Source organism: Nocardia sp. NPDC004573, from assembly GCF_053602135.1.
Map to the genome: position 1 here is coordinate 67,499 of NZ_JBSGDA010000004.1, position 21,005 is coordinate 88,503.

Genomic DNA, 21,005 nt, shown 5'->3' on the forward strand with positions numbered 1-21,005 from the left:
CACCGCCTACCCCCGCCGCGACGTCGCGTCGACCAGCACCGCGTGCAGTGCTCGCGCCTGGCGGCTCGCCTCGTCGCCGCGCAGCACGACATCGGCGAACGCGGCGCCGAGTGCCCGGCTCACGTCGAACTCGCCCGCGTCCGCAGCGTCCCCGGCCAACACGGCGCGCCAGCGCCGGTAACCGCGAACCACCTCGGCGAGCGTGCTGTCGTGTCCCGCCTCCAGACGCAGGTACTCCGCGATCAGGACGCGCTGCGCCTGCCTGCGAGCGAGACCGCCACCGGCGCAGTCGAGCGCCCGGCCGAATTCGCGCAGCGTCGCCAGGTAGATTGCCGGCTCCGCCGACTCGGCCGCGGATTCCCCGGTCCCGGTCGCTCGCCTCGACTCCAGCGCGGTCCGCTGGTCCAGGGTGATCGACCGGCCTGCGCTCGTACCCCGCGTATCGCCTGGATCGGGACTCCACCGCACCGGCCCCGATTCGGCATCGAGTTCTGCCACCGCGACGACGTCGAGAGCGATCACCGGGTAGTCGGTGAGCACCCGGTCCACAGCGGCCACGAATTCGCGCACGACCGGCACTTGCAACCCGGGGGTATCGAATCCGGCCACCCGCACGTCGTGGTGCTCGGCCAGCGTCCGCGCTAGCCAGCCGACCACGGGATCGACAGCAGGCCGTGCGCCGGAGCGACGCCGATCGCGCCCCGACGATTCGTCGGTGGGGTTCTGCCTCCGCGGCGGCGAACCGAACCGAGGGCCTGGGGGTCTCGGCTCGGCACCGGCGGGTGGTCCGGCCGTTCTGGGCGGCTGCCCGGACCACGGGGTGTCGCGTCGTCCCCCACCGCCCGGTGAGCGTGCCCCGGCCTGCCGCCCGCCCGGGGCAGGAGGTGCATCCCGGGTAACGGCCGGAGGGAACACCGCGGAGGCCGGAGGACGGCGACCGGAGTCAGCGGCTGAAGCGCGTGCGGCGGCCGGAGGGTGCGTCGTGGAGGCCGGAGAACGACCGGGGTCTGCGGCGGGCTTGCCGGAGTTGCCGCTGCCCGGTCCTCCTGCTCCCCGATTCCCCTCTCGGCCCGCTGCCCGATCCGAGGGACCTCGCTGCGGACCGCCCTCCGGCGTGGAGCGTCCCACGGACGCGTCCGGTGTCCGTGACCCGCCGGGGATGGGTGATTCGGCGGGGTCGGCCCGATCCGTGGGATACGCCGGGTTCGCCGCGGCCGGAAAGGTCGCCGCGGGATCCGCCGTCACGGGCCCCTGGGGGCCTGCGGGCGAGGACGAGCTGCCCTCCGGCCAGGGCAGCGTCGGCTCGCCGATCGGGGCCAGGGAGGCGGCTGTAGTGCCGACCCGGCTGGCGCCGAACCTGTCGTGTGCTTCGAATTGGCCGGCGGCGTCGACTATTCCGGCGGCCGTGCCGCGCAGACTTTCCTCCATGGCCCGTACGCCGGCCAGCAGATTGTCGGCCTGCGGCTTGAACTCACGGGCGAACGCGACACCCAGATCGTCGTCGCCCCAACTGCCTTCGGCCTGCGCCAAGGAATCGCGCAGTCCGGCATAGGTTTGCCCCACGCGGTCCCCGAGCTCGGCCAGCCGCGCTCCCCGATTTCGCAGGCTGTCCGGATCCAACCGGACTTGGTTCACGTCGTGACCCCCTCCGGCGTGTTGCGGCCGTTCCCGCGCAGCCGGAACCGTCGCTCGAAACCGGTGACGAACGCAGACAACGGCACCGACGTGGTCGATCGCTCCACAACACCATCGTCGGCGACATAGAAAACCGCCCGGTCCAGGGCGATTTCGCCGTCCGGCACCGGCGAACGCACCACCCACCCCACGCTGATGCGATCAGCTCGCAACCTCGACAGCGGGTATCCCGTCGTCTCATAACCCCGTCGTCGGATGTGATCCCGGACGAGGTCGAGCGCATCCGCTTCGCCGATCCCCTCCGCGTGGTTCGCCGCCAGATCCGCGAGCACGAACTGGAACATCGCGCCATCGATGTCGGTGGCGTCACCGAAAGCCTGCGCGATGGCCTCGCGGGTCACCGCCCCGGCCTGCGCAGCCGACACCAACAACTCGGCCGCCTCCGGCGTACCGCTCGACCGATCATCCAGCAAGTTGCCGACGACACCCGCCACGGTGCCGACCGTCCACACCGCGGGCAGCGCCGGCGCGCACTCCGGTATCGGCGCGGACTCACCCCGATACCACCGACCGGCCTCCCACCAGTAACAAAACGACAGCAAACCGGTGGTCGCCCGCGGGTTGAGCACCGGATCGGCCACCCACGCCGGCGCTCCCGCGAACAAATCCGGCATCGCAGCGCCCGCGTTGTACGCGGCGTCCAGGACTGGCGCATCCCACACACCACCCGACAGCACAGCCCGGTCACCGGGCAGGAGGGTCAACGTCGAACCACTGCGTCCCCCGCCTTCGAAGATGCCCACCGACGGACCGATCCGCGGTCCCTGCTTCGACCCCACCGCCACGAAGGCTGCCGCCAGCACCGCCCACCGTGCCCACAACACGGCCAGCTCCGGCAGTTCGTTGTCCACGGCCACCGCCCGCAAACCCGCACGCTGGTCCGCACGCATCGCGTCGGCGGCAGCGCGCGGCGACCGTGTTCGGCGTTCGCCACGCCCGAGGTAGGCCGCCAGCCACACCGGCAGCCGCTCCCGCGGATAGCGTTCCAAGTCGGCGAGATAGGCTTCCGGTGCGAACAATTGCTCGCCCGGGAACGGCACCGCACCGTGATCGGCGACGGCCTCGGCACCGTCCGCATCGATGCGCACCAGCAACCGCCACCACGGCCCGCCGGCAGCCCCTGCCGACACCTCCCGATGCCGGCGCACCGCATTCCACACCGCATCCGGTACCTGGCACCGGAACGACCGGAAACCATCGTCGACCACCAGCAGCGCCGATTCGGCGACCACGGTCATCGCGAACCACGCCTCCAGCCGCTGCCACCCGGACGGGGCCACCGCACGCAGCTCATCCGCGATCCGCTCGGTGAACCCGGCGAGATCCTCCCCGGCCCGCGTCACGGCGCTCTCCGCGTTCCGGGAACGACGAACGCGCCGAAGCCGCCGGAGGCGCCGACGCGCGACATCGACCGCGAGCAGTTCACGAGCAGTTCCCACATTCGCCTGGATTGGTTCTCGTCAGGATCCGAATGTCCTAACCTTCGAAGATTTCGCACTTCGTGTCCGGGCGCAATGCGCGTATTCACCAGCTATGGCAAGCCCCTGCGACGAAGTCCCGAGCGGCCACTGGACACCCCGGATCGACTGGCAGGCCCGCGTTCCAGCGCCGGGCGCTGGTCTCCCGCCGCATACCCCGCGCCGGACTCGACACCGCGCACCATCCCGCCCCGGATCGATCAGCCGGTGCGCGCAGCCCCTAGGCACTCGCGGGCGAGGAGGCGGTTTCGTCGGCCTGCGGGGGCGACGGCGGGCAGGAGTCCTCGGCGATCGTCAGGGGCGGCATCAGTTCGACCACCTCATCCGCCGATCCGGAGGTCTCCACCAGCAGACCACGGTCGAAGGCGGCCTGCGCGACCTTCTCCCCCAGCGACGCGTCCTCGAAGACGACGCCGTGCACCAGGCCACGTCCACGAGTAGAGACACCGGGGAAGGCCGCGGTCGGCTCGCTCAGGGCCCGTGCGATCCGCTCACCCTTGGCAGCGGTCGCGGCCTCCAGCGCGGAATCCGACCCGCTGCGCGACACCGTCTTTCGAGCAGCCGCCGCTTGGCGACGGTGGACATGTCGAGTCCGTGGGTGATGCCGTCCCCGGCGATGTAGTCCAGGAGTGCGCGTTTGAGCACCGGATTGTTGTGGCCGTAGTTGAGCGAGCCCGCGCCCGCGAAGAAGTCCAGGTATTCCTTGCCGTTCTCGTCGCGTAACCACACGCCGCTGGCGGTGTCGAAGACGGCGGGCCAGCAGCGACAGTACCCGCGCACGTTCGATTCGAGTGTTTCGAAAACAGGCATCTCGGCGACGGTCATGGCGATCCTTACTCGTCGTGCGCGAGCGCTCCAAAATCTGAAGTGACAGTGTTTCTAACACCGATGCCTGCCGGGTGTGGCCCTTTCCGGAAACCGCGCCGAAGCCTTTCCGGCCCCGAGCGCACGAATCCGCCCGCTGCCGGGCGGGCGGATCCGGTGGCGATATCGGGTTCAGTCGGACTCGCGAGCGCCTTGGTCGAGCCGGAAAGGCGGGTACTCGTCGCGCATCAAACCGGCATAGGCCTGCACGCGGATGATCCACCGATTGATGCCCATCACGAAGTCGTAGAGGCCCTGCGGGTACCGCGCCGTGAACAGCAACGCGACCAGCGCCACGAGCAACAGGATGCCGAGCAGCGACATCGAGGCGCCGCCCCAGTCGTCACCCTCGCCGCCCGCGACCGCGATGCCGCCGCTCACCACCGCGCCGACGATCAGGTAGTGCGGAATGGCCAGCAGCCACCACTTCACCAGGACCAGGCCACGGTGCAACGTCTCCGGGTAGTCGATCTCCAAGTCGGCCGGGTAGTCGGCGTTCGCGCGCAGACTGAACGGCGGGTACTTGTCGGTGCCGAGTACCGACAAGGCGTAGAAGGTCACCCGCCATCCCCAACGCATGACGCCGACGTTGAAGTCGAACAGTGCCCGCGGGTACTTGCCGGTGATCAGGATCGCGAAGAAGGCGACCACCGTGAGCACCGCGTAGGCGATGTGCAGGAAGAGCAGCACGATGTAGTGCGGTATCGCCAATAGCCACTTCACCAGCCACAACCACCGCGACAGCGCGGGATCCAGATCGCCGCGCACGCGAATCGGGTCGGACGGGACGACGGGCTTCTCGAGTTCCATGAGCGATGCTCCTTACGGTTGCTGTGATCCAAGCCACAACCAGTAGGTGTCCTGATTGTCCCGTATCCAGGCGCTCGGGAACGGCACCATCTGATACCGACACGCCAACGAACAGGGTTCGAAGAGGGGGCCCTGCCGCACGGCCGGGCTTGCGCCGCAATCGAATCGACCGAGCCGCCGCACCACCGGCGACTCGTGCCGCTGCCGGACTTGTACCATCGGGAACCGTGACGTTCGGCGCGCTGCGACTACCGGTTGCCCGGGTGCTCGTGGCTCTCGCGTACACCGTCTGGGTGATCGCCATGGCGGTGCCGCAGTGTCACGTCTTCACACATGCCGTCGCGCCGCACGCGCACATCGAAGCGTCCGGTCCCGTCATGGCCTCCCCCGCCTCCCCGGCGATCCTCCTCGACCGCCATCAGCACGCCGCCGAGCCGGACCGGCACGTACCCGCGGACGCGGTGCTCGCCGCCCTGCCGCGCGCTGTCACACTACTGGTGCTACTGCTGGTCGCGGCGGTGTCGGTGCTCCTGACGGCGCCCGCGGCCGCGCTCGGCGGCGGCGTGCGCGCGCCTCCGGTCGCGGCGCTCCCGGTGTGGCCGGGCAGAGACAAACTCACTCGATTCGGTATCGATCGGAACTGATCGGTCAGCGTCAGGCCGGAGCCTGCCGGGGCCCGGCCGGTGTTCGTGCGACCTCCGCACTCACACCGTCGCTGTAGCCAGCGACCGCACAGAATCGACGATTCCCATGACTTCTGCACTGCAGAACCCGGCTGTGCCCGAACCCGCTCCGCGCGAACCGGCGACCTCGGCCCCGCTCGCGAGCCCGGCGAGTCTCCTGACCGCCGCCCAGCGCTGCCCGCGGCCGGACACCATGGTGGGCAACACGCCGGTCCTCTGGATCACCGAACCACTCGACAGCACAACGCAACCGGACGGCCGCGGCTTCTGGGCCAAGCTCGAAGGCGCCAACCCCGGCGGGATGAAGGACCGGCCTGCCCTGCACATGGTCGAGCGCGCCAGGGCCCGCGGCGACCTGGCACCGGGCGCTCCGATCATCGAATCGACCAGCGGCACCCTCGGTTTGGGCCTCGCGCTGGCGGGCATGGTGTATCACCACCCGGTCACGCTGGTCACCGACCCCGGCTTGGAGCCGCTCATGCGGCGCATGCTCGCGGCTTATGGCGCGCGGCTGGAGCTGGTCACCGAGCCGCACCCCACCGGCGGCTGGCAGCAGGCGCGCCGCGACCGCGTCACCGAGCTGCTGACCCGGGACCGGCGAGCATGGTGCCCCGACCAGTACCGCAACCCCGACAACCGCGACGCCTACGAGACGCTGGCGCTGGAGTTGGTCGCCCAGCTGGGACGGATCGACGTCCTGGTCTGCTCGGTCGGGACGGGCGGGCATTCCGCGGGGATCAGCCGCACGTTGCGCCGGTATTTTCCGCACCTGCGCTTGGTGGGCGTCGACACCGTGGCGTCCACGATCTTCGGGCAGCCGGCGGGCCCGCGGTTGATGCGCGGGCTGGGGTCGAGTATCCACCCGGACAACGTCGACTATCCGGCGTTCGACGAGGTCCACTGGGTCGCGCCGGCGGAGGCGGTGTGGGCCTGCCGCAGGCTCGCCGCGACCCACCACGCCGCCGGCGGCTGGAGCGTCGGCGCGGTCGCCCTGGTCGCGGGCTGGCTGGCCCGCACCAGCGACCCGGCCACGCGAATCACCGCGGTCTTCCCCGACGGTCCGCTGCGCTACTTCGACACCGTCTACAACGACGAGTACTGCCGTGCGCACGGCTTGCTCGGCGCCACCCCGCCCGCCGCGCCGCGCCGCATCGCGCATCCGGGCGACGCGGTCGCGGAGTCCTGGACCCGGTGCACCACGGTCATCGATCCTCGTGGCGGCGCACGCGAGGAGGGGACACGATGACCGACCTGATCGCCGCCTTCCGCGGCTTCGATCGGCCCAGCCGCGTGCTGATGGTCAATCAGTTCGCCATCAACACCGGGTTCTACATGCTGATGCCCTACCTGGCCGGGTACCTGGCCGGGCCGCTCGGGCTGGCCGCGTGGGCGGTGGGGCTGGTGCTCGGCATCCGCAATTTCGCCCAGCAAGGCATGTTCCTGCTCGGCGGCACGCTGGCCGATCGACTCGGCTACAAACCGCTCATCGTGACCGGATGCCTGCTGCGCACGGGCGGTTTCGCACTGCTCGCGGTCGCGGAGACGCTGCCGGCGCTGCTGGTCGCCTCGGCGGCCACCGGCTTCGCGGGTGCGCTGTTCAACCCCGCGGTGCGCGCGTATCTCGCGGCGGACTCCGGCGAGCGGCGGGTGGAGGCGTTCGCCGTGTTCAACGTCTTCTACCAGGCAGGCATCCTGGTCGGCCCGATCGTCGGGCTCGCGCTGATGGCCGTCGACTTCCGCGCGACCGCCACCGGCGCCGCGGTGGTGTTCGGCGTGCTGACGCTGGCCCAGCTACGCGCGCTCCCACAGCACGTGGGCGAGCCGAAAACCGGCTCGGTGCTGGATGATTGGCGGCTCGTGCTGGCCAACCGCCCGTTCCTGCTGTTCGCCGCGGCGATGATCAGCTCCTCGGTGCTGGCCTTCCAGGTCTACTTGGCGTTGCCCGTGCACGCCGCGCGGATCGCGGGCGACTCGGCGACCGTGCTGATGACGGCGGTGTTCGTGCTGTCCGGAGTGATCGCGATCGCCGGTCAACTGCGCATCACCCGATGGTTCGGCCGGCGGTGGGGTCGCGCGCACAGTCTGGTGGCCGGCCTGGCGATCCTCGCGTCGGCGTTCGTGCCACTGGTGGCGATTCCGGGCACCCGCTTCGGCGTGTGGCCCGCGATCGGCGCACTGCTGCTGACCGCGGCAGCACTGGGAATCGGTGCGGCGGCGGTGTTTCCGTTCGAAATGGACACGGTGGTCGCGTTGTCGGGCAACCGCCTGGTTGCGACGCATTACGGCCTCTACAACACCATTGTCGGCATCGGCATTCTGCTCGGAAACCTGGGTATCGGAGCACTGCTGGACGCCACGCGCGAAGCCGGGATGAGCGCGCTGGCCTGGGCGGTGCTCGTCGCCGTCGGTGCGGCCGCGGCGGCCGGCCTGTTCGCCCTCGCCCGGTCCGGACGACTCGACGCGCCGGTTCCAGTCGGTTGATCGGTGCGGCCGTCCCGGATGCGCGTCATCCGGGGCGGCCCGGTCAGGCAGGCCCGCTCGACTGCGCGGAATACAAGCTGACCTCGCCGTCTTCGCTCAGGAAGGCGTTGACCAGCATGGTGCGGGTGGCCCGCAACTCCTCGTGATCCGGCGCGCTGGTGGTGATCGAGATCTGCGGGATGACCGCCCAGTTGACCACGTAGCGCTCCGGCGGGCCGTCGTCGTCCGACAGCCTGGCGAGACGGAAGACCGAGATGGTTTTGCGGACGATCAGATTGCGCACGACCTCTGCGATTCGCTCGGGGTCTTCCAACGCGAACATGAAGCCGAATGTCAACTCGGGCGATGACACATAGGCGGGCACGAACACCGAGGCTAGCGGATCGAGCGGCAGCGCGCAGCGGTCGCGGCGAATCGGTTGCTGCTCATGCGCTCGAGGAATGGGAGAACGCCGGGCGACGATCCGCGCCGGTTGACCGATCCGTAACGGAACATAACGATTTCCCGGCAGCTCCCGGATTCGCAGACCAGAGTGTTGCGCGGATTCGGCTACCGCGCTTTCCTGAAAGTGTCCCGATTTTATCGGACGTCTTCTCTCGCATCGTCGCGGATTTCCCGGTTCTCTGCCGTGCTGGTGGACCGCGGGACGACATCCGGTTGCGGGACTACGCCGGAGCCGAGGGGCGCCCCTCCCCGAAATCCCCCTCGGCCCTGGCGTATCCAAGGAGTCGTCATGTCGCAGAGGTACGCCCATGCCCACCGAATACGCTCAGCGCAGTTTCGGAACCGAAGAGCTACCACCGCCCGCCGCACTGCTGCGCGCGATCCGCGAGCCCGGCGAAAGCCAGCATCGCCACAGCGTGCTGCACGCCGCGCGGAAACTCGTCGACTGCCACGAGCGGCGGCAGCGCACGCTGACGCGAGCGCACGCACCGGGGGCGTCCAGCACCAGCGTCGCGGCCTGCAGCCAGCAACTGGAGGACATCGACGGCTGCCGTGCCGAATGGATCGGCCGGATCGACGCCTGGGTCGCGGCCAATGTGCAACACCGGGAGGGCGCCTCCCTGCATACCGAGACCCTCGGCGCGGTGATCGATCGAATTGCGGCGAAATGGGTTGCGGCTCGTCACACTTTGGGCGACGAGGTCACGGCCGGGCCGCAGCCCGCGCAGGCGGGCGACGCGGCCCACCTGCAGTGGACCAGGCTGGCCGAGCTGATCGACGGCTATCAGGATCTGATCACCGACGTCATCGCACACCGGCGCAGGCTGCCGGTGTGGTGATCAGCGCGGCTCGTCGACCTCGGGTTCGACGACCTCGGCGTCGAGGAAACTCTCCGCCCCCTCTGCCTGCGGCTTCGTAGCCGTCTGCGGCTTGGTGACCGCTACCTCGGCCTCGTCGCCGAGGTCACGGTCGAGGTCCTGCTGCGCCGCCGCGTCCCGGCGCGCCGCGGCCGCCGCCTCGTTCATCTCGATCGCATCGGTGATCCACTCACCGATCTCCCGGGTGACTTCGGCGACGGTGCCCGTGATGATGTTGGCGATATTGCCGACATGCCGGGCGCCGGAAGACGTCAATTCCTGAATGAGATCTTTGTTGCTTTCGAATTTCCCGATCATTCACACGCCCGCTTCGCTCGCCTTCCGCTGTCGCATCACGATAACACCGGGAGACGGCTCGCTCTCGACCCAGCGCGGCGGCAGTGCCAGCTTGAAAATCTTCTTCCACACCGAGCCGATCTGCTTGCCGAGCGGACCGGTGTTGTACGGCAAACCGTACTTCTCACACAATGCGCGCACGGTCGGGGCCATCTCCGGATAACGGCTCGCGGGCAGGTCCGGAAAAAGGTGGTGTTCGATCTGGTGCGACAAATTCCCGGACATGATGTGGAACAGCTTGCTGCCGGTGATGTTGGCCGAGCCGAGCATCTGCCGGATGTACCACTCGCCGCGGGTCTCGTCCTCGGTCTCCTCCTCGGTGAACGTCTGTACGCCGGCCGGGAAATGACCGCAGAAGATGATCGCGAAGGCCCACACGTTGCGCACGAGGTTGGCGGTGACGTTACCCGCCAGCGTGTGGAAGAACAGCGGACCGGTGAGCGCGGGGAAGACCAGGTAGTCCTTGAGCACCTGTTTGCCCGCTTTGCGCCACTGCCCGATCAGTAGTTTCTTGACCTCCGGCCACTTCTTCTTGCCCGCCAGGATGTTCTCGACCTCCAGGTCGTGGCCCATCACACCCCACTCGAACAGCATCATCAGCGCGAAGGCGTACAGCGGCTGCCCGAGCCGCAGCACGTTCCACTCCTGGCCCTCGTCCATGCGCAGGATGGAGTAGCCGATGTCGCGGTCCTTGTTGTGGATGTTGGTGTAGGTGTGATGCAGGTAGTTGTGCGAGTGCTTCCACTGATCGGCCGGGCAGACCGTGTCCCACTCGAACACACGGGAATTCAGGCCGGGCTCGCGCATCCAGTCGTACTGGCCGTGCATCACGTTGTGGCCGATCTCCATGTTGTCCAGGATCTTCGAGACACTCAGCGCGGCCACCGCGGCCAGCCAGAACGGCGGAAGGAAGCCGAGATACATCAGGCCGCGGCCCGCGATCTCGAAGCCGCGCTGCGCCTTGATGATCGAGTACAGGTATTCCCGGTCGCGCTCGCCGAGGTCGGCGACGATCGCGGCGCGCAGCTCGTCGAGTTCGCGGCCGAGTTCCTCGATCTGGTCCGGGCTCAGGACCAGCGGTCCGTGCTCGGTTTCGGTCAGAATGGTCATGACTGGTCCCCTTCGTTAGATATCGATCTCGACGTCGCCGACCGGCGCGCTGATGCACAGCTGGATCGGCTGGTCGGGGTCGCTGTCGGTCTCGCCGGTGCGCAGATTGCGCGTGCAACCGGAACGACGCACCGCTGTGCAGGAGAAGCAGATCCCCATGCGGCAGCCGTACTCCGGACTGAGCCCGGCGGATTCGGCCTGTTCGAGCAGCGTGGCGCCGTTGTTCGGCGCGCTCACGCCGCTGGCCGAGAAGTCGACGGTGCCCTGCGCGTCCGCGGCGTCGGCCGGGGCGAGCGAGAGCGTGAACTCCTCGGTGTGCAGCCGGTCCTCCAGCTGCTCGGCCTGATAGATCGTGCGCACGGCGTCCATCAGCGACTGCGGGCCGCAGACGTAGGTCTGCGCGTCGGCGAACCACGGCGCGACGCGCTCCAGTTCGTCGTAGTCGAAGTATCCGCTGCCCTTCGGTTGGTTCAGGTCCACCCACGGCGCACCGGAATCCACCCTCGTCACGTCTCGCGTGCGGTGCGGATAGCGCAGCTCGATGCGAAAGTTCGGGTGCCGCTCGGCGATCGCGTCCAGTTCCGCTCGGTGCGGGAGCACCGCGGGCGACTTCGCGTAGTGCAGGAACACGACCTCGCCCGGATGGTCCTCCGCGGCGAGCGTGCGCAGCATGGACAGCACCGGCGTGATGCCGCTGCCGCCGCTGATCAGCAGCAGGCGCCGCGGCCGCGGCTCGGGCAGCCGGAACACGCCGTCGGCGGGCGTCAGATCGACCACCATGCCGGGAGTGGCGTGGCGATACAGGTACTGCGACACCAGGCCGTCCGGATGCGCTTTCACGGTCAGCTGGATGTGGCGATCCCGCCCGCCTTCCGGGTTGACCGGCGAATAGCACCGCGCGTGCCGCACACCGTCGATCACCACGCCGATCTGGACATATTGTCCGGCGACATGGCCCTTCCACTGCCGGGTCGGCCGCAGTGTGAGCGTGACCGAACCCGGCGCCGAGCGGCGCACGTGAGTGATTTCGGCCCGCATGTCCCGCACCGTGAGGGTGGGGCGGACCAGCTCCAGATACCGGTCCAGCGGGTGTGGCGAGGTCAGGGTCTGCACCAGGTTGATCAGATCCACCATTAGTTCTCCGTGCCTCTTGTCGGGCTGACGACGTGCGACCTGATTTCAGTGCACGTCTGTACACTCAACTAGTGTGACTGATGACGGGGGCTAGGTGTCAACCGGCGAAACATGTGACTCGAACTACATCTAGGGATAGGTCGAATGGTGAACGGATGTATGCTCACCGGGATGAATGAGCAGGCAGCTACCCGAGGCGAGCGCAAGGAGCGGACCAGGCAGGCACTCCTGGACGGCACCCTCGCGCTGGCCGCCGAGCGCGGATTCGCCGCGCTCAGCCTGCGCGAGATCGCACGGTCGGCCGGTATCGTGCCGACGGCTTTCTACCGGCACTTCGCCTCGTTGGAGGACCTCGGCGCCACGCTGGTCGACGACGGCGTCACCGCGTTGCGGCTGGCGCTGCGCGAGGTCCGCCGCAACGCGGAGGCAAGCCTGTCGGACACGGTGCGATTCGTGTTCGCCCAGGTGGGCCCCAAGCGTGAGCTGTTCGGCTTCCTCACCAGGGAGCGCCACGGCGGGTCCGCGGCGTTGCGCGCGGCAATCGCCAGGGAGATCCAGCTGATCGTGCGCGAACTGGTCGCCGATCTGTCCCGGATCCGGGCCCTGGACTCCTGGACGCCGCGTGACCTGGAGATCGCCGCCGACCTCATGGTCACCACGGTGACCGACGGAATCGCCGCCTACGTGTCGGCCGCGCCGCGCGGCGAACAGGCGATCATCGACCGCACCGTCCAGCAGATGCGATTGATCGCCCTCGGCATGGGCGGCTGGCGGCCGCCAGGAAGGCGCTGATCCGAGCCAGGTGCGCGCCTCACTCGGCCGGGCGCACCCCCTCGGCGTCGCCGCGGACGACGGCGACCGGTTTCGGCGACCGCAGCGGCAGCAGCATCGCCAGCCCCGCCGCGAGCACGATCAGCAGGCCCGCGATACCGGCGCGCTCGGCGTCGAACAGCCAGGCGAACGCGCCGAACAGGCTCGGCGCGAGGAAAGACACCGCGCGCCCGGTGGTCGTGTACAAGCCGAACAGCTGGCCTTCGCGGCCCGGCGGCGCGAGGCGGGCCAGGAACGACCGCGCCGCCGCCTGCGCGGGACCGACGAAAACGGTGAGCAGCAAGCCGAAGATCCAGAACATCAACGGCCCGGATACCACGAGCAGCGCCAGCCCGCACACCAGCATCGCGGACAGCGACACCACGATGACGACCTTGGGGCCGTTCCGGTCGTCGAAACGGCCCGCGACGACCGCGCCCAGCGCCGCGACGACATTGGCCGCTATCCCGAACAGCAGCACATCGGAGTCGGCGATGCCGTAGACGCGCACGGCGAGCACCGCACCGAAGGTGAACACTCCGGCGAGACCGTCTCGGAACACGGCGCTGGCCACCAGGAACCCGACCGTGCGCGGGTCGATGCGCGCCAGCTCGCGCAGGTCCCGCCACAGCACCCGGTACGAGCCGAGGAATCCGGCGTTCGCCGCGCCGGGATCGGCGCCGGTGCGTGGCAGTTCCGGGACCGCGAACAGCACCGGCAGCGCGAAGGCGGCGAACCAGACGGCGGCCAGCACGGCGACCAAGCGGATGTTCAGTCCTTGGTCGGTGGGCACGCCGAGCATTCCGCGATTGTCGCCTTCCCCCGCGATGAAGCCGAAGTAGCAGATGAGCAGCAGGAAGATACCGCCGAAATAGCCCATGGCCCAGCCGAAGCCGGAGACCCGGCCGACCGTCGCGGGCGTGGAGACCTGCCGCAGCATCGCGTTGTAGGGCACATTGGCCAGCTCGAAGCAGGCCGACGCGAACGCCAGCAGCACCAGACCGAGCCACAGGTCGCGATAGTCGTCGTGCACGAAGAACATCAGCGTCATCGCCGCGATGGTGAGCGCGGTCAGCGCGCCGAGCGAACGTTTGCGCTTGGCGGACGCGTCGAAGCGCTGCCCACTGATCGGCGCGGTCAACGCGACGATCAGGCCCGCCAGACCCAAGGCAAATCCCAGCCACGCGCTGGCGGAGACGTCGCCGGGTAGGTCGTCGCCGACCTTGTCGGTGAGGTACACCGAGAAGACGAACGTGAGAATCACGGCGTTGAATGCCGAAGACCCCCAGTCCCACAGCCCCCACGCCAGCACCTGCCCGCGCCCGGCGGCCTGTCCTACTGTCGCCCGGGCGTTCACCTCGGTCATGCCGCGCAGCTTAATGCGCACGGCCGTCGCGAGTGCGGCGGAAATCGCAACCGGACCGCGGTTCAGACGAGAGCCGATATGCACCTAGTTGCATAGTACCGAATGTCACGGCTATTCTCACCGCATGGCACTCGAGCATGCGTTGCTGGTATCGCTGACCGAGCGCGCCGGCTCGGGATACGAGCTGGCGCGCCGCTTCGACAAGTCCATCGGATACTTCTGGAGCGCGACCCACCAGCAGATCTATCGCGTGCTCAAACGCATGGAGGAATCCGGCTGGGTAGACGGCGAATCAGTGGCGCAGGAAGGCAGACCGGACAAGAAGGTCTACTCGGTGAGCGAGGCGGGCCGCGCCGAACTCGCGCGCTGGATCGCCGCACCGAGCGACTCGGGCACCCCGCGCAACGAGCTCGCGGTGAAGATCCGCGCCGCCGCGTATGGGGACATCACCGCCCTGCGCGCCGAAGTGGCCCGCCATCGCGACCAGCACGCCCAGCGCCTCGAGCTGTACCGGCACATCGAGAAACGCGACTTCCCCGCCCCCGACCGGCTCGGCGGGACAGCCCTGCACCAGTACCTCGTCCTGCGCGCGGGCATTCGCGTGGAGTCGGGGTTCGTCGAATGGTGCGACGAAGTTCTGCAAGCACTGCACCCGCGCGCGTCAGCCCCGCACGCGGATTGACGGAGAAAGGCGACCTCACCCATGAGCTCCTTCCCCCATCTGTTCGAGCCACTCGATCTCGGCTTCACGACCTTGCGCAATCGGGTGGTCATGGGGTCGATGCACACCGGCCTGGAGGACCGCGCCTGGGACACCGACAAACTGGCCGCCTACTTCGCCGAACGCGCACGCGGCGGCGCGGGCCTGATCATCACCGGCGGCTACGCGCCCAATCGCGCGGGCTGGCTGCTGCCGTTCGGCGCCAAGCTGACCAACAAAACCGAGGCGTACCGCCATCGCAGGATCACCAAAGCGGTGCACGCCCATGGTGGCAAGATCGCCATTCAGATCCTGCACGCGGGCCGCTACTCCTACATGCCGGGCAGTGTGTCGGCGTCATCGATCAAGGCGCCCATCAACCCGTTCCGGCCGCGCGCCCTGTCGGCCAAGGGCATCGAGCGCACCATCGACGACTACGCCCGCTGCGCGAAACTCGCGCAGTTCGCCGGTTACGACGGCTGCGAGATCATGGGCGGTGAAGGCTATTTCATCAACCAGTTCCTCGCGCCGCGCACGAACAAGCGCACCGACGCGTGGGGCGGATCGCCGGAGAACCGGCGGCGGATCGCGGTGGAGATCGTGCGCCGCACCCGTGCCGCCGTCGGCCCGGACTTCATCATCGTGTTCCGGCTGTCCATGGCCGAGCTGGTGGAGAAAGGGCAGACCTTCGACGAGATCATCGCGCTGGCACAAGAACTCGAAGCCGCCGGAGCGAACATCCTGAACACCGACATCGGCTGGCACGAGGCGCGCGTCCCCACCATCGTGACCTCGGTGCCCCGCGCCGCCTTCGTCGAGTTCACCGCGAAGATCACCGCGCGGGTGGGCATACCGGTCTGCGCGTCCAACCGGATCAACATGCCGGAGGTGGCCGAGGAGATCCTGACCCGCGGTGACGCCCAGCTCGTCTCGCTGGCCCGTCCGTTTCTGTCCGACCCGGAGTGGGTCAACAAGGCCGCGCAGGATCGCGTCGACGAGATCAACACCTGCATCGCCTGCAACCAGGCATGCCTCGACCACGCCTTCCAGCACAAGACCGTGTCGTGCCTGCTCAACCCGCGCGCGGGTCACGAGACCGAGCTGAAGCTGCTGCCGACCCGCCGCGGCAAGCGCATCGCGGTGGTCGGCGCGGGCCCGGCCGGGCTCTCGGCGGCGGTGAACCTCGCCGAACGCGGCCACCGCGTCGATCTGTTCGAGGCCGACGACAAGATCGGCGGCCAGTTCGACATCGCCCGCCGCATCCCGGGCAAGGAAGAGTTCAGCGAGTCGATCCGCTACTACAACCGGATGCTCGAGCGCACCGGCGTCACCGTGCATCTGAACAAGCGGGTCGGCGCCGACGAACTCGTCGCCGGAGGCTACGACGAGGTGGTGCTCGCCACCGGCGTGCAGCCGCGCATCCCCGACATCCCCGGTATCGACCACCCCATGGTGCTGTCCTACGCGGAGCTGGTCCGGGAGGAGAAGCCGGTCGGCAAACGCGTCGCGGTGATCGGCGCGGGCGGCATCGGCTACGACATCAGCGAATTCCTCACCGTGGAGGGCCATCCCACACTCAAGCTGGAGGAGTGGAAGGAAGAGTGGGGCGTCACCTCCGACGACGACCAGCTCCCCGGGCAGCTCACCACGCCCCGGCCCGCGCCCGCCGCGCGGGAAGTCGTTCTGCTGCAACGCAAGACGACGCCGTTCGGCAAAGATCTGGGCAAGACCTCCGGCTGGGTGCACCGCGCCGCGCTGAAGGCCAAGGGCGTCGAGCAGCTCGGCGGCGTCAACTACGAACGCATCGACGACAACGGACTGCACATCAGTTTCGGCGAGAAACGGCAACGGCCCCAGCTGATTCCCGTCGACAACATCGTCGTCTGCGCCGGCCAGGAATCCGTGCGTGACCTGGAGGCCCCGCTGCGCGCGGCGGGGGTCAGCCTGCATCTCATCGGCGGCGCCGAACTCGCCGCAGAACTGGACGCCAAACGGGCCATCGACCAGGGCACCCGGCTCGCCGCACGACTGTGATCGGGCGGCGCGGAGACGTCGCCGGGGATCGTGCGGCGGGCCACCGCGCCGCATCGCCTAGGCTGCACCGGGTGAGCCTGCCCTCCCCCACCTCCGAGAATCGCGCGGTCGTCACCGGCGCCTCCTCCGGCATCGGTACCGCGCTCGCCGCCGAACTCGCCGCACGCGGCTACTCGCTGATCCTGGTCGCCCGCCGCGAGGAGCTGCTCACCGAGCTCGCGCAGCGGCTGACCCTGGCCCACGGCATCACCGCCGAGGTGCGCCCGGTCGACCTGGCCGACCGCGAGCAGCGCGGTCTGCTGGTGGACGAACTGGCCGGCCGCGACATCGCCGTGCTGTGCAACAACGCGGGCATCGCGACCTTCGGCGCGGTCGCCGAACTGGACCCGGCCTACGAGCGCGCGCAGATGGAGCTCAACGCCGTCGCCGTGCACGATCTGACCCTGGCCGTGCTGCCCGGCATGCTCGCCCGGCGCGGCGGCGGTATCCTGATCAGCGGGTCGGCCGCGGGCAACATGCCGATCCCGAACAACGCCACCTACGCCGCGAGCAAGGCGTTCGCCAACACCTTCTCCGAATCGCTGCGCGGCGAGCTGAAAGGCTCGGGTGTGCACGTCACGCTGTTGGCGCCCGGGCCGGTCCGCACCGAGATTCCCGACCCCGCCGAAGCTTCGATCGTCGACCGGATGGTGCCCGACTTCATGTGGGTCTCGTCGGAATACACCGCCAAGGTCTCGATCGACGCACTCGCCCGCAACAAGATGCGTGTGGTCCCCGGCTTGATCAGCAAGGGGATGAGCGTGGCGGGGCAATACGGTCCGCGCGCGGTCACCGCTCCGATTGCGGGCGCGTTCTACAAGAAGCTCGGCAACTGAGCGTCAGCGACCTGTCAAGAAGGAACGCCGGGTGGTCAAGGATCCGCAAATGACCAGCCCACCGGCCCCGTACCCGGCGTAGTCCTGGCATCGGCCCCGCAATCCGAGAAAGCGGGGGCGACCCAGGAGTACATCGTGACGCTGCTCGACATCCTCCCGTCCTTGCGGTCGGGATCACCTTCGCGCCTGGATGCCGCGGTGTGGCCGCGGGACACGCACTACGACGGCGACGGCGGGATCACCCTCGGCGGCGTCGCCCTGGCCGATATCGCCGATCAGTACGGGACGCCCACCTATCTCCTGGACGAGCAGGAGGTCCGGTCCCGCTGCCGCGCCTATCGCAAGGCGTTCCCCGAGGCGGAGATCATCTACGCGGGCAAGGCCCTGATGATCCGCGCCGTCATGGAATGGGTCACCGGGGAAGGGCTGTCGGTCGACGTGTGCTCGGCGGGGGAACTGGCTGTCGCGCTGGCGGCAGGCGTGGAGCCCCGCCGTATCGTGCTGCACGGCAACGGAAAGTCGTTCGACGAGCTCGCCACCGCCGTGCACATGGGGATCGGCCGGATAGTGGTCGACTCGCACACGGAGATCACGCTGCTGTCCGCCCTGGCCACAAAACCGCAGCAGGTGCTGCTACGACTTTCTCCCGGCATCGACGTCCACGGTCATCCCGCAGTGCGTACGGGTGTGCACGACCAGAAGTGCGGCTTCCCCCTCGGCAGCGATTCGGCCGCCGAGGCGATCGACCGGCTCATGCGTCAGCCGAACCTCACCCTGGTCGGCCTCCACTGCCATCTGGGCTCGCAGATCGACAACCCGGACCACTATGGCGAGGCGGTACGGCGCATGGTGGGCGCCATGGCACAGGTGCGGCAGGACCACGGCGCCGTCCTGACCCAGCTGGATCTCGGCGGCGGTCACGCGGTGGCCTATCGCGGCGGTGACACCGAGATGAACCTCCCCGAACTCGCCGACATCCTGGAGGACGCCCTCGACGCCGCCTGCGCCCGTCACCACTTCCCACGCCCCGCGATAGCGCTGGAACCCGGTCGAGCCATCGTCGCCAAGGCGGGGGTGACGCTGTACCGGGTGCTGTCGGTCGAACACGTGGAAGGCGGCCACACCTACGCCACCGTGGACGGCGGGATGGGCGACAACCCGCGCGTCGCGCTGTACGGCGCCCGCTACGACGTCGTCGTAGCCAACCGCCACCCGCGCGGCCCGCAGATGACCGCGACGGTCGCCGGTCGCTTCTGCGACGCGGGCGACCTCATCGCCGCCGACATCAGGCTGCCCGCGGACCTGCGTCCGGGCGAAGTGCTCGCGGTGCCTTGCACCGGCGCCTACCACCACAGCCTGGCGTCGTCCTACAACTGCGTCGGGCGCCCGCCGATCATCGCCGTGGGACACGGCCGCGCCCGCGAACTGGTCCGCCGGGAGACGACCGCGGACCTGCTCGCCCGCGACGTCGGCTGACCCGCGCGGACCGCCGCGCTCACCGGCGCCTCGCGCCGAACAGACTGCGGGTTATCTCCCGGCCGGCCGCCGCCGCAGCCGAACGCAGGAAGCCGCGCACCGCGGGGTTGTTCATGATCCGCTCGGCCGCGGAGTCCTCTTCGGCACGGGTCGCGGTACGGCCGGGTACGGGTGCGGCCTCCGGCTCCGGCGACGCCGCGGCCACCTTCGCGGCGAGCAATTCGTAGGCCGACTCCCGGTCGATGGTCCGGGCGTACTTCGAGGCCAGCGAGCTGGACAGGGCACGCGATCGGATCGCGTCCGCGCCGATGGCGTCCATCAGCGACCGGGGCGGCCGCAGCCTGGTCCACGCCACCGGCGTCGGCGCGCCCTGCTCGGAGAGCACGGTCACGATGGCCTCGCCGGTACCGAGCGAGGTCAGCGCCTGCTCCAGGTCGTAGACACCGGTCCGGGGATAGGTGCGGACGGTCTTGGACAACGCCTTCTGGTCGTCCGGGGTGAACGCGCGCAGCGCGTGCTGGATACGCGCGCCGAGCTGGGAGAGCACCGGATTCGGGATATCGGTGGGCAGCTGGGTGCAGAAGAACACACCAACCCCTTTGGACCGGATCAGTTTGACGGTTTGCTCCACCTGATCCAGGAACGCCTTGGAAGCGTCGGAGAACAGCAAGTGGGCTTCGTCGAAGAGGAAGACGAGCACGGGCTCGTCCTCGTCGCCGACCTCCGGCAGCGTCTGGAACAGGTCGGCGAGCACCCACATCAGGAAGGTGGAGAACAGCGCCGGACGCGCCGCCCGAGCGCCGAGTTCGAAGAGCGTGATCACCCCCTTCCCATCCACGACCCGCACCAAGTCGGCCGGGTCGAGTTCGGGCTCACCGAAGAACGTGTCGCCGCCGCCAGCCTCTAGATTCACCAGCGCGCGCAGAATCACCCCGGCGGTGGTCGCGGAGACGCCGCCGATGCCCTTCAGGTCCTGCTTGCCTTCGGGACTGGTCAGATGCGTGATCACAGCGCGCAGGTCCTTCAGGTCCAGCAGCGCGAGCCCATTGCGGTCGGCCCAGTGGAAGATCAAGCCGAGGGTCGACTCCTGCGTCTCGTTCAGCTCGAGCACCTTGCTCAGCAGCACCGGGCCGAACGAGCTGATCGTCGCGCGGACCGGAAGTCCCGTCCCGGTGGTGCCCAGCGAGACGAACTCCGTCGGGAATCCGGTCGGCGCCCAGTCCGCGGCGCCGGTCTCCGCGCTGCGCGCGGCGAGTCTCTGGTCCGATCGCCCCGGTTCGGCCAGCCCCGACAGGTCGCCTTTGATGTCGGCCAGCACCACCGGAACCCCGGCGCTCGACAACTGCTCCGCGATGCCCTGGAGGGTCTTCGTCTTCCCCGTGCCGGTTGCTCCGGCAACCAGGCCGTGCCGGTTCATCATCCGCAGGGGAATGCGCACACGCGCATCGGGAACCGCCGTGCCGTCGACCACAACGGTGCCCAGTTCCAGCGCAGCGCCCTCGAAGGCGTACCCGGCGGCGATCTCGTAGGCGGCGGACGCCCCTCGGGCGTCGGCGGACGGTTCGTCCCGTCCTGCCGAACCGGCTCCCGCGGTCTGCTCGGCCAGTTCGCGTTCCGCGGCCTCCGCGGCTGCGGCCGCCTGCGCCGCGATACGCGCCGCCTCGTCGGCCGCTTTGCGCGCCGCGGCCGCCTTCTCCTGAGGGGTGGTCATCGCGCGTCCTCCTGGCTTCGCCGGAACTGCGTTACGCAGCGTTTGCTGCCGTACCGAAAACGCCGGGTGCCGATCTGGGAGAACTGTATCCCCGCCGGTTGGATTGGGGACCGGATCGGC

At 69.1% G+C, this 21,005-nt stretch carries 19 protein-coding genes and 1 pseudogene; 9 read left to right on the forward strand and 11 right to left on the reverse strand.

All coding sequences use genetic code 11. From position 1 onward, the window contains the following. Positions 1–6: 6 nt before the first annotated feature. From ACWEKR_RS07915 to ACWEKR_RS07935, 5 genes and pseudogenes are all read right to left on the reverse strand, one after another. Positions 7–657: a hypothetical protein gene (locus ACWEKR_RS07915; RefSeq protein WP_452353840.1), complete on the reverse strand. Its 651-nt coding sequence runs from the start codon at positions 655–657 to the stop codon at positions 7–9. Between the two features lie 974 nt (positions 658–1,631). Next, positions 1,632–3,038 carry a hypothetical protein gene (locus tag ACWEKR_RS07920; protein ID WP_452353841.1) on the reverse strand — a complete coding sequence of 469 codons (1,407 nt, stop codon included), beginning with the start codon at positions 3,036–3,038 and terminating at the stop codon, positions 1,632–1,634. Between the two features lie 355 nt (positions 3,039–3,393). Beyond that, positions 3,394–3,594, reverse strand: coding sequence for a hypothetical protein (locus tag ACWEKR_RS07925; protein ID WP_452353842.1), 201 nt, complete (start codon positions 3,592–3,594; stop codon positions 3,394–3,396). A 131-nt stretch (positions 3,595–3,725) separates the two neighbouring features. Continuing rightward, positions 3,726–3,998: pseudogene (locus ACWEKR_RS07930) on the reverse strand (aminotransferase class III-fold pyridoxal phosphate-dependent enzyme); the annotation flags it as partial. A 171-nt stretch (positions 3,999–4,169) separates the two neighbouring features. Beyond that, on the reverse strand, positions 4,170–4,847 hold the full coding sequence (locus tag ACWEKR_RS07935; protein ID WP_452353843.1) for a DUF4389 domain-containing protein: 678 nt from the start codon (positions 4,845–4,847) through the stop codon (positions 4,170–4,172). 227 nt (positions 4,848–5,074) lie between these two features. On the opposite strand from ACWEKR_RS07935, the gene lpqS reads away from it, so the two are divergent. From lpqS to ACWEKR_RS07950, 3 genes are all read left to right on the forward strand, one after another. Further along, positions 5,075–5,491, forward strand: coding sequence for a putative copper homeostasis (lipo)protein LpqS (gene lpqS, locus ACWEKR_RS07940; protein WP_452353844.1), 417 nt, complete (start codon positions 5,075–5,077; stop codon positions 5,489–5,491). A 106-nt stretch (positions 5,492–5,597) separates the two neighbouring features. Next, the gene (locus ACWEKR_RS07945; protein WP_452353845.1) at positions 5,598–6,776 is read left to right on the forward strand and encodes a PLP-dependent cysteine synthase family protein; all 1,179 of its coding nucleotides are present in this window, start codon (positions 5,598–5,600) and stop codon (positions 6,774–6,776) included. Continuing rightward, a complete protein-coding gene (locus ACWEKR_RS07950; RefSeq protein WP_452353846.1) occupies positions 6,773–8,011 on the forward strand; it encodes an MFS transporter in 1,239 nt (412 codons plus the stop codon). The genes ACWEKR_RS07945 and ACWEKR_RS07950 overlap by 4 nt, the downstream gene beginning before the upstream one ends. A gap of 43 nt (positions 8,012–8,054) precedes the next feature. Here ACWEKR_RS07950 and ACWEKR_RS07955 read toward each other — a convergent pair whose 3' ends face one another. Further along, positions 8,055–8,375 carry a hypothetical protein gene (locus ACWEKR_RS07955; protein ID WP_195084806.1) on the reverse strand — a complete coding sequence of 107 codons (321 nt, stop codon included), beginning with the start codon at positions 8,373–8,375 and terminating at the stop codon, positions 8,055–8,057. Positions 8,376–8,763: 388 nt separating this feature from the next. On the opposite strand from ACWEKR_RS07955, the gene ACWEKR_RS07960 reads away from it, so the two are divergent. Further along, positions 8,764–9,294 carry a DUF4254 domain-containing protein gene (locus tag ACWEKR_RS07960; protein ID WP_195084805.1) on the forward strand — a complete coding sequence of 177 codons (531 nt, stop codon included), beginning with the start codon at positions 8,764–8,766 and terminating at the stop codon, positions 9,292–9,294. On the opposite strand, the gene ACWEKR_RS07965 is transcribed toward ACWEKR_RS07960, so the two are convergent. From ACWEKR_RS07965 to ACWEKR_RS07975, 3 genes are read right to left on the reverse strand one after another with little or no spacing between them, the layout of a single operon-like run. Further along, positions 9,295–9,588, reverse strand: a complete 294-nt coding sequence (locus tag ACWEKR_RS07965) for a hypothetical protein (RefSeq protein ID WP_452353847.1) — start codon at positions 9,586–9,588, stop codon at positions 9,295–9,297. A gap of 42 nt (positions 9,589–9,630) precedes the next feature. Further along, the gene (locus ACWEKR_RS07970; protein ID WP_452353848.1) at positions 9,631–10,779 is read right to left on the reverse strand and encodes a fatty acid desaturase family protein; all 1,149 of its coding nucleotides are present in this window, start codon (positions 10,777–10,779) and stop codon (positions 9,631–9,633) included. 15 nt (positions 10,780–10,794) lie between these two features. Then, positions 10,795–11,913, reverse strand: a complete 1,119-nt coding sequence (locus tag ACWEKR_RS07975; protein ID WP_452353849.1) for a ferredoxin reductase — start codon at positions 11,911–11,913, stop codon at positions 10,795–10,797. A gap of 171 nt (positions 11,914–12,084) precedes the next feature. On the opposite strand from ACWEKR_RS07975, the gene ACWEKR_RS07980 reads away from it, so the two are divergent. Next, complete coding sequence (locus tag ACWEKR_RS07980; RefSeq protein ID WP_452353850.1) at positions 12,085–12,705, forward strand: TetR family transcriptional regulator; 621 nt, start codon at positions 12,085–12,087, stop codon at positions 12,703–12,705. A gap of 19 nt (positions 12,706–12,724) precedes the next feature. Here ACWEKR_RS07980 and ACWEKR_RS07985 read toward each other — a convergent pair whose 3' ends face one another. Beyond that, a complete protein-coding gene (locus ACWEKR_RS07985) occupies positions 12,725–14,089 on the reverse strand; it encodes an MFS transporter (RefSeq protein WP_452353851.1) in 1,365 nt (454 codons plus the stop codon). A gap of 124 nt (positions 14,090–14,213) precedes the next feature. On the opposite strand from ACWEKR_RS07985, the gene ACWEKR_RS07990 reads away from it, so the two are divergent. The 4 genes from ACWEKR_RS07990 to lysA all read left to right on the forward strand — a co-directional run bounded on the left by ACWEKR_RS07990 (position 14,214) and on the right by lysA (position 19,174). Continuing rightward, on the forward strand, positions 14,214–14,771 hold the full coding sequence (locus ACWEKR_RS07990; RefSeq protein WP_452353852.1) for a PadR family transcriptional regulator: 558 nt from the start codon (positions 14,214–14,216) through the stop codon (positions 14,769–14,771). A 21-nt stretch (positions 14,772–14,792) separates the two neighbouring features. Next, positions 14,793–16,823 carry an FAD-dependent oxidoreductase gene (locus ACWEKR_RS07995; RefSeq protein ID WP_452353853.1) on the forward strand — a complete coding sequence of 677 codons (2,031 nt, stop codon included), beginning with the start codon at positions 14,793–14,795 and terminating at the stop codon, positions 16,821–16,823. A 71-nt stretch (positions 16,824–16,894) separates the two neighbouring features. Next, positions 16,895–17,698: a mycolate reductase gene (cmrA, locus tag ACWEKR_RS08000; protein ID WP_195084797.1), complete on the forward strand. Its 804-nt coding sequence runs from the start codon at positions 16,895–16,897 to the stop codon at positions 17,696–17,698. A 135-nt stretch (positions 17,699–17,833) separates the two neighbouring features. Continuing rightward, positions 17,834–19,174, forward strand: a complete 1,341-nt coding sequence (gene lysA, locus ACWEKR_RS08005; protein WP_452353854.1) for a diaminopimelate decarboxylase — start codon at positions 17,834–17,836, stop codon at positions 19,172–19,174. Between the two features lie 19 nt (positions 19,175–19,193). Here the strand turns inward: lysA and ACWEKR_RS08010 are convergent, their stop codons facing one another. Then, entirely contained in the window at positions 19,194–20,885 is a 1,692-nt protein-coding gene (locus ACWEKR_RS08010) for a helicase HerA-like domain-containing protein (RefSeq protein WP_452353855.1), read from the reverse strand. Between the last annotated feature and the right edge of the window lie 120 nt (positions 20,886–21,005).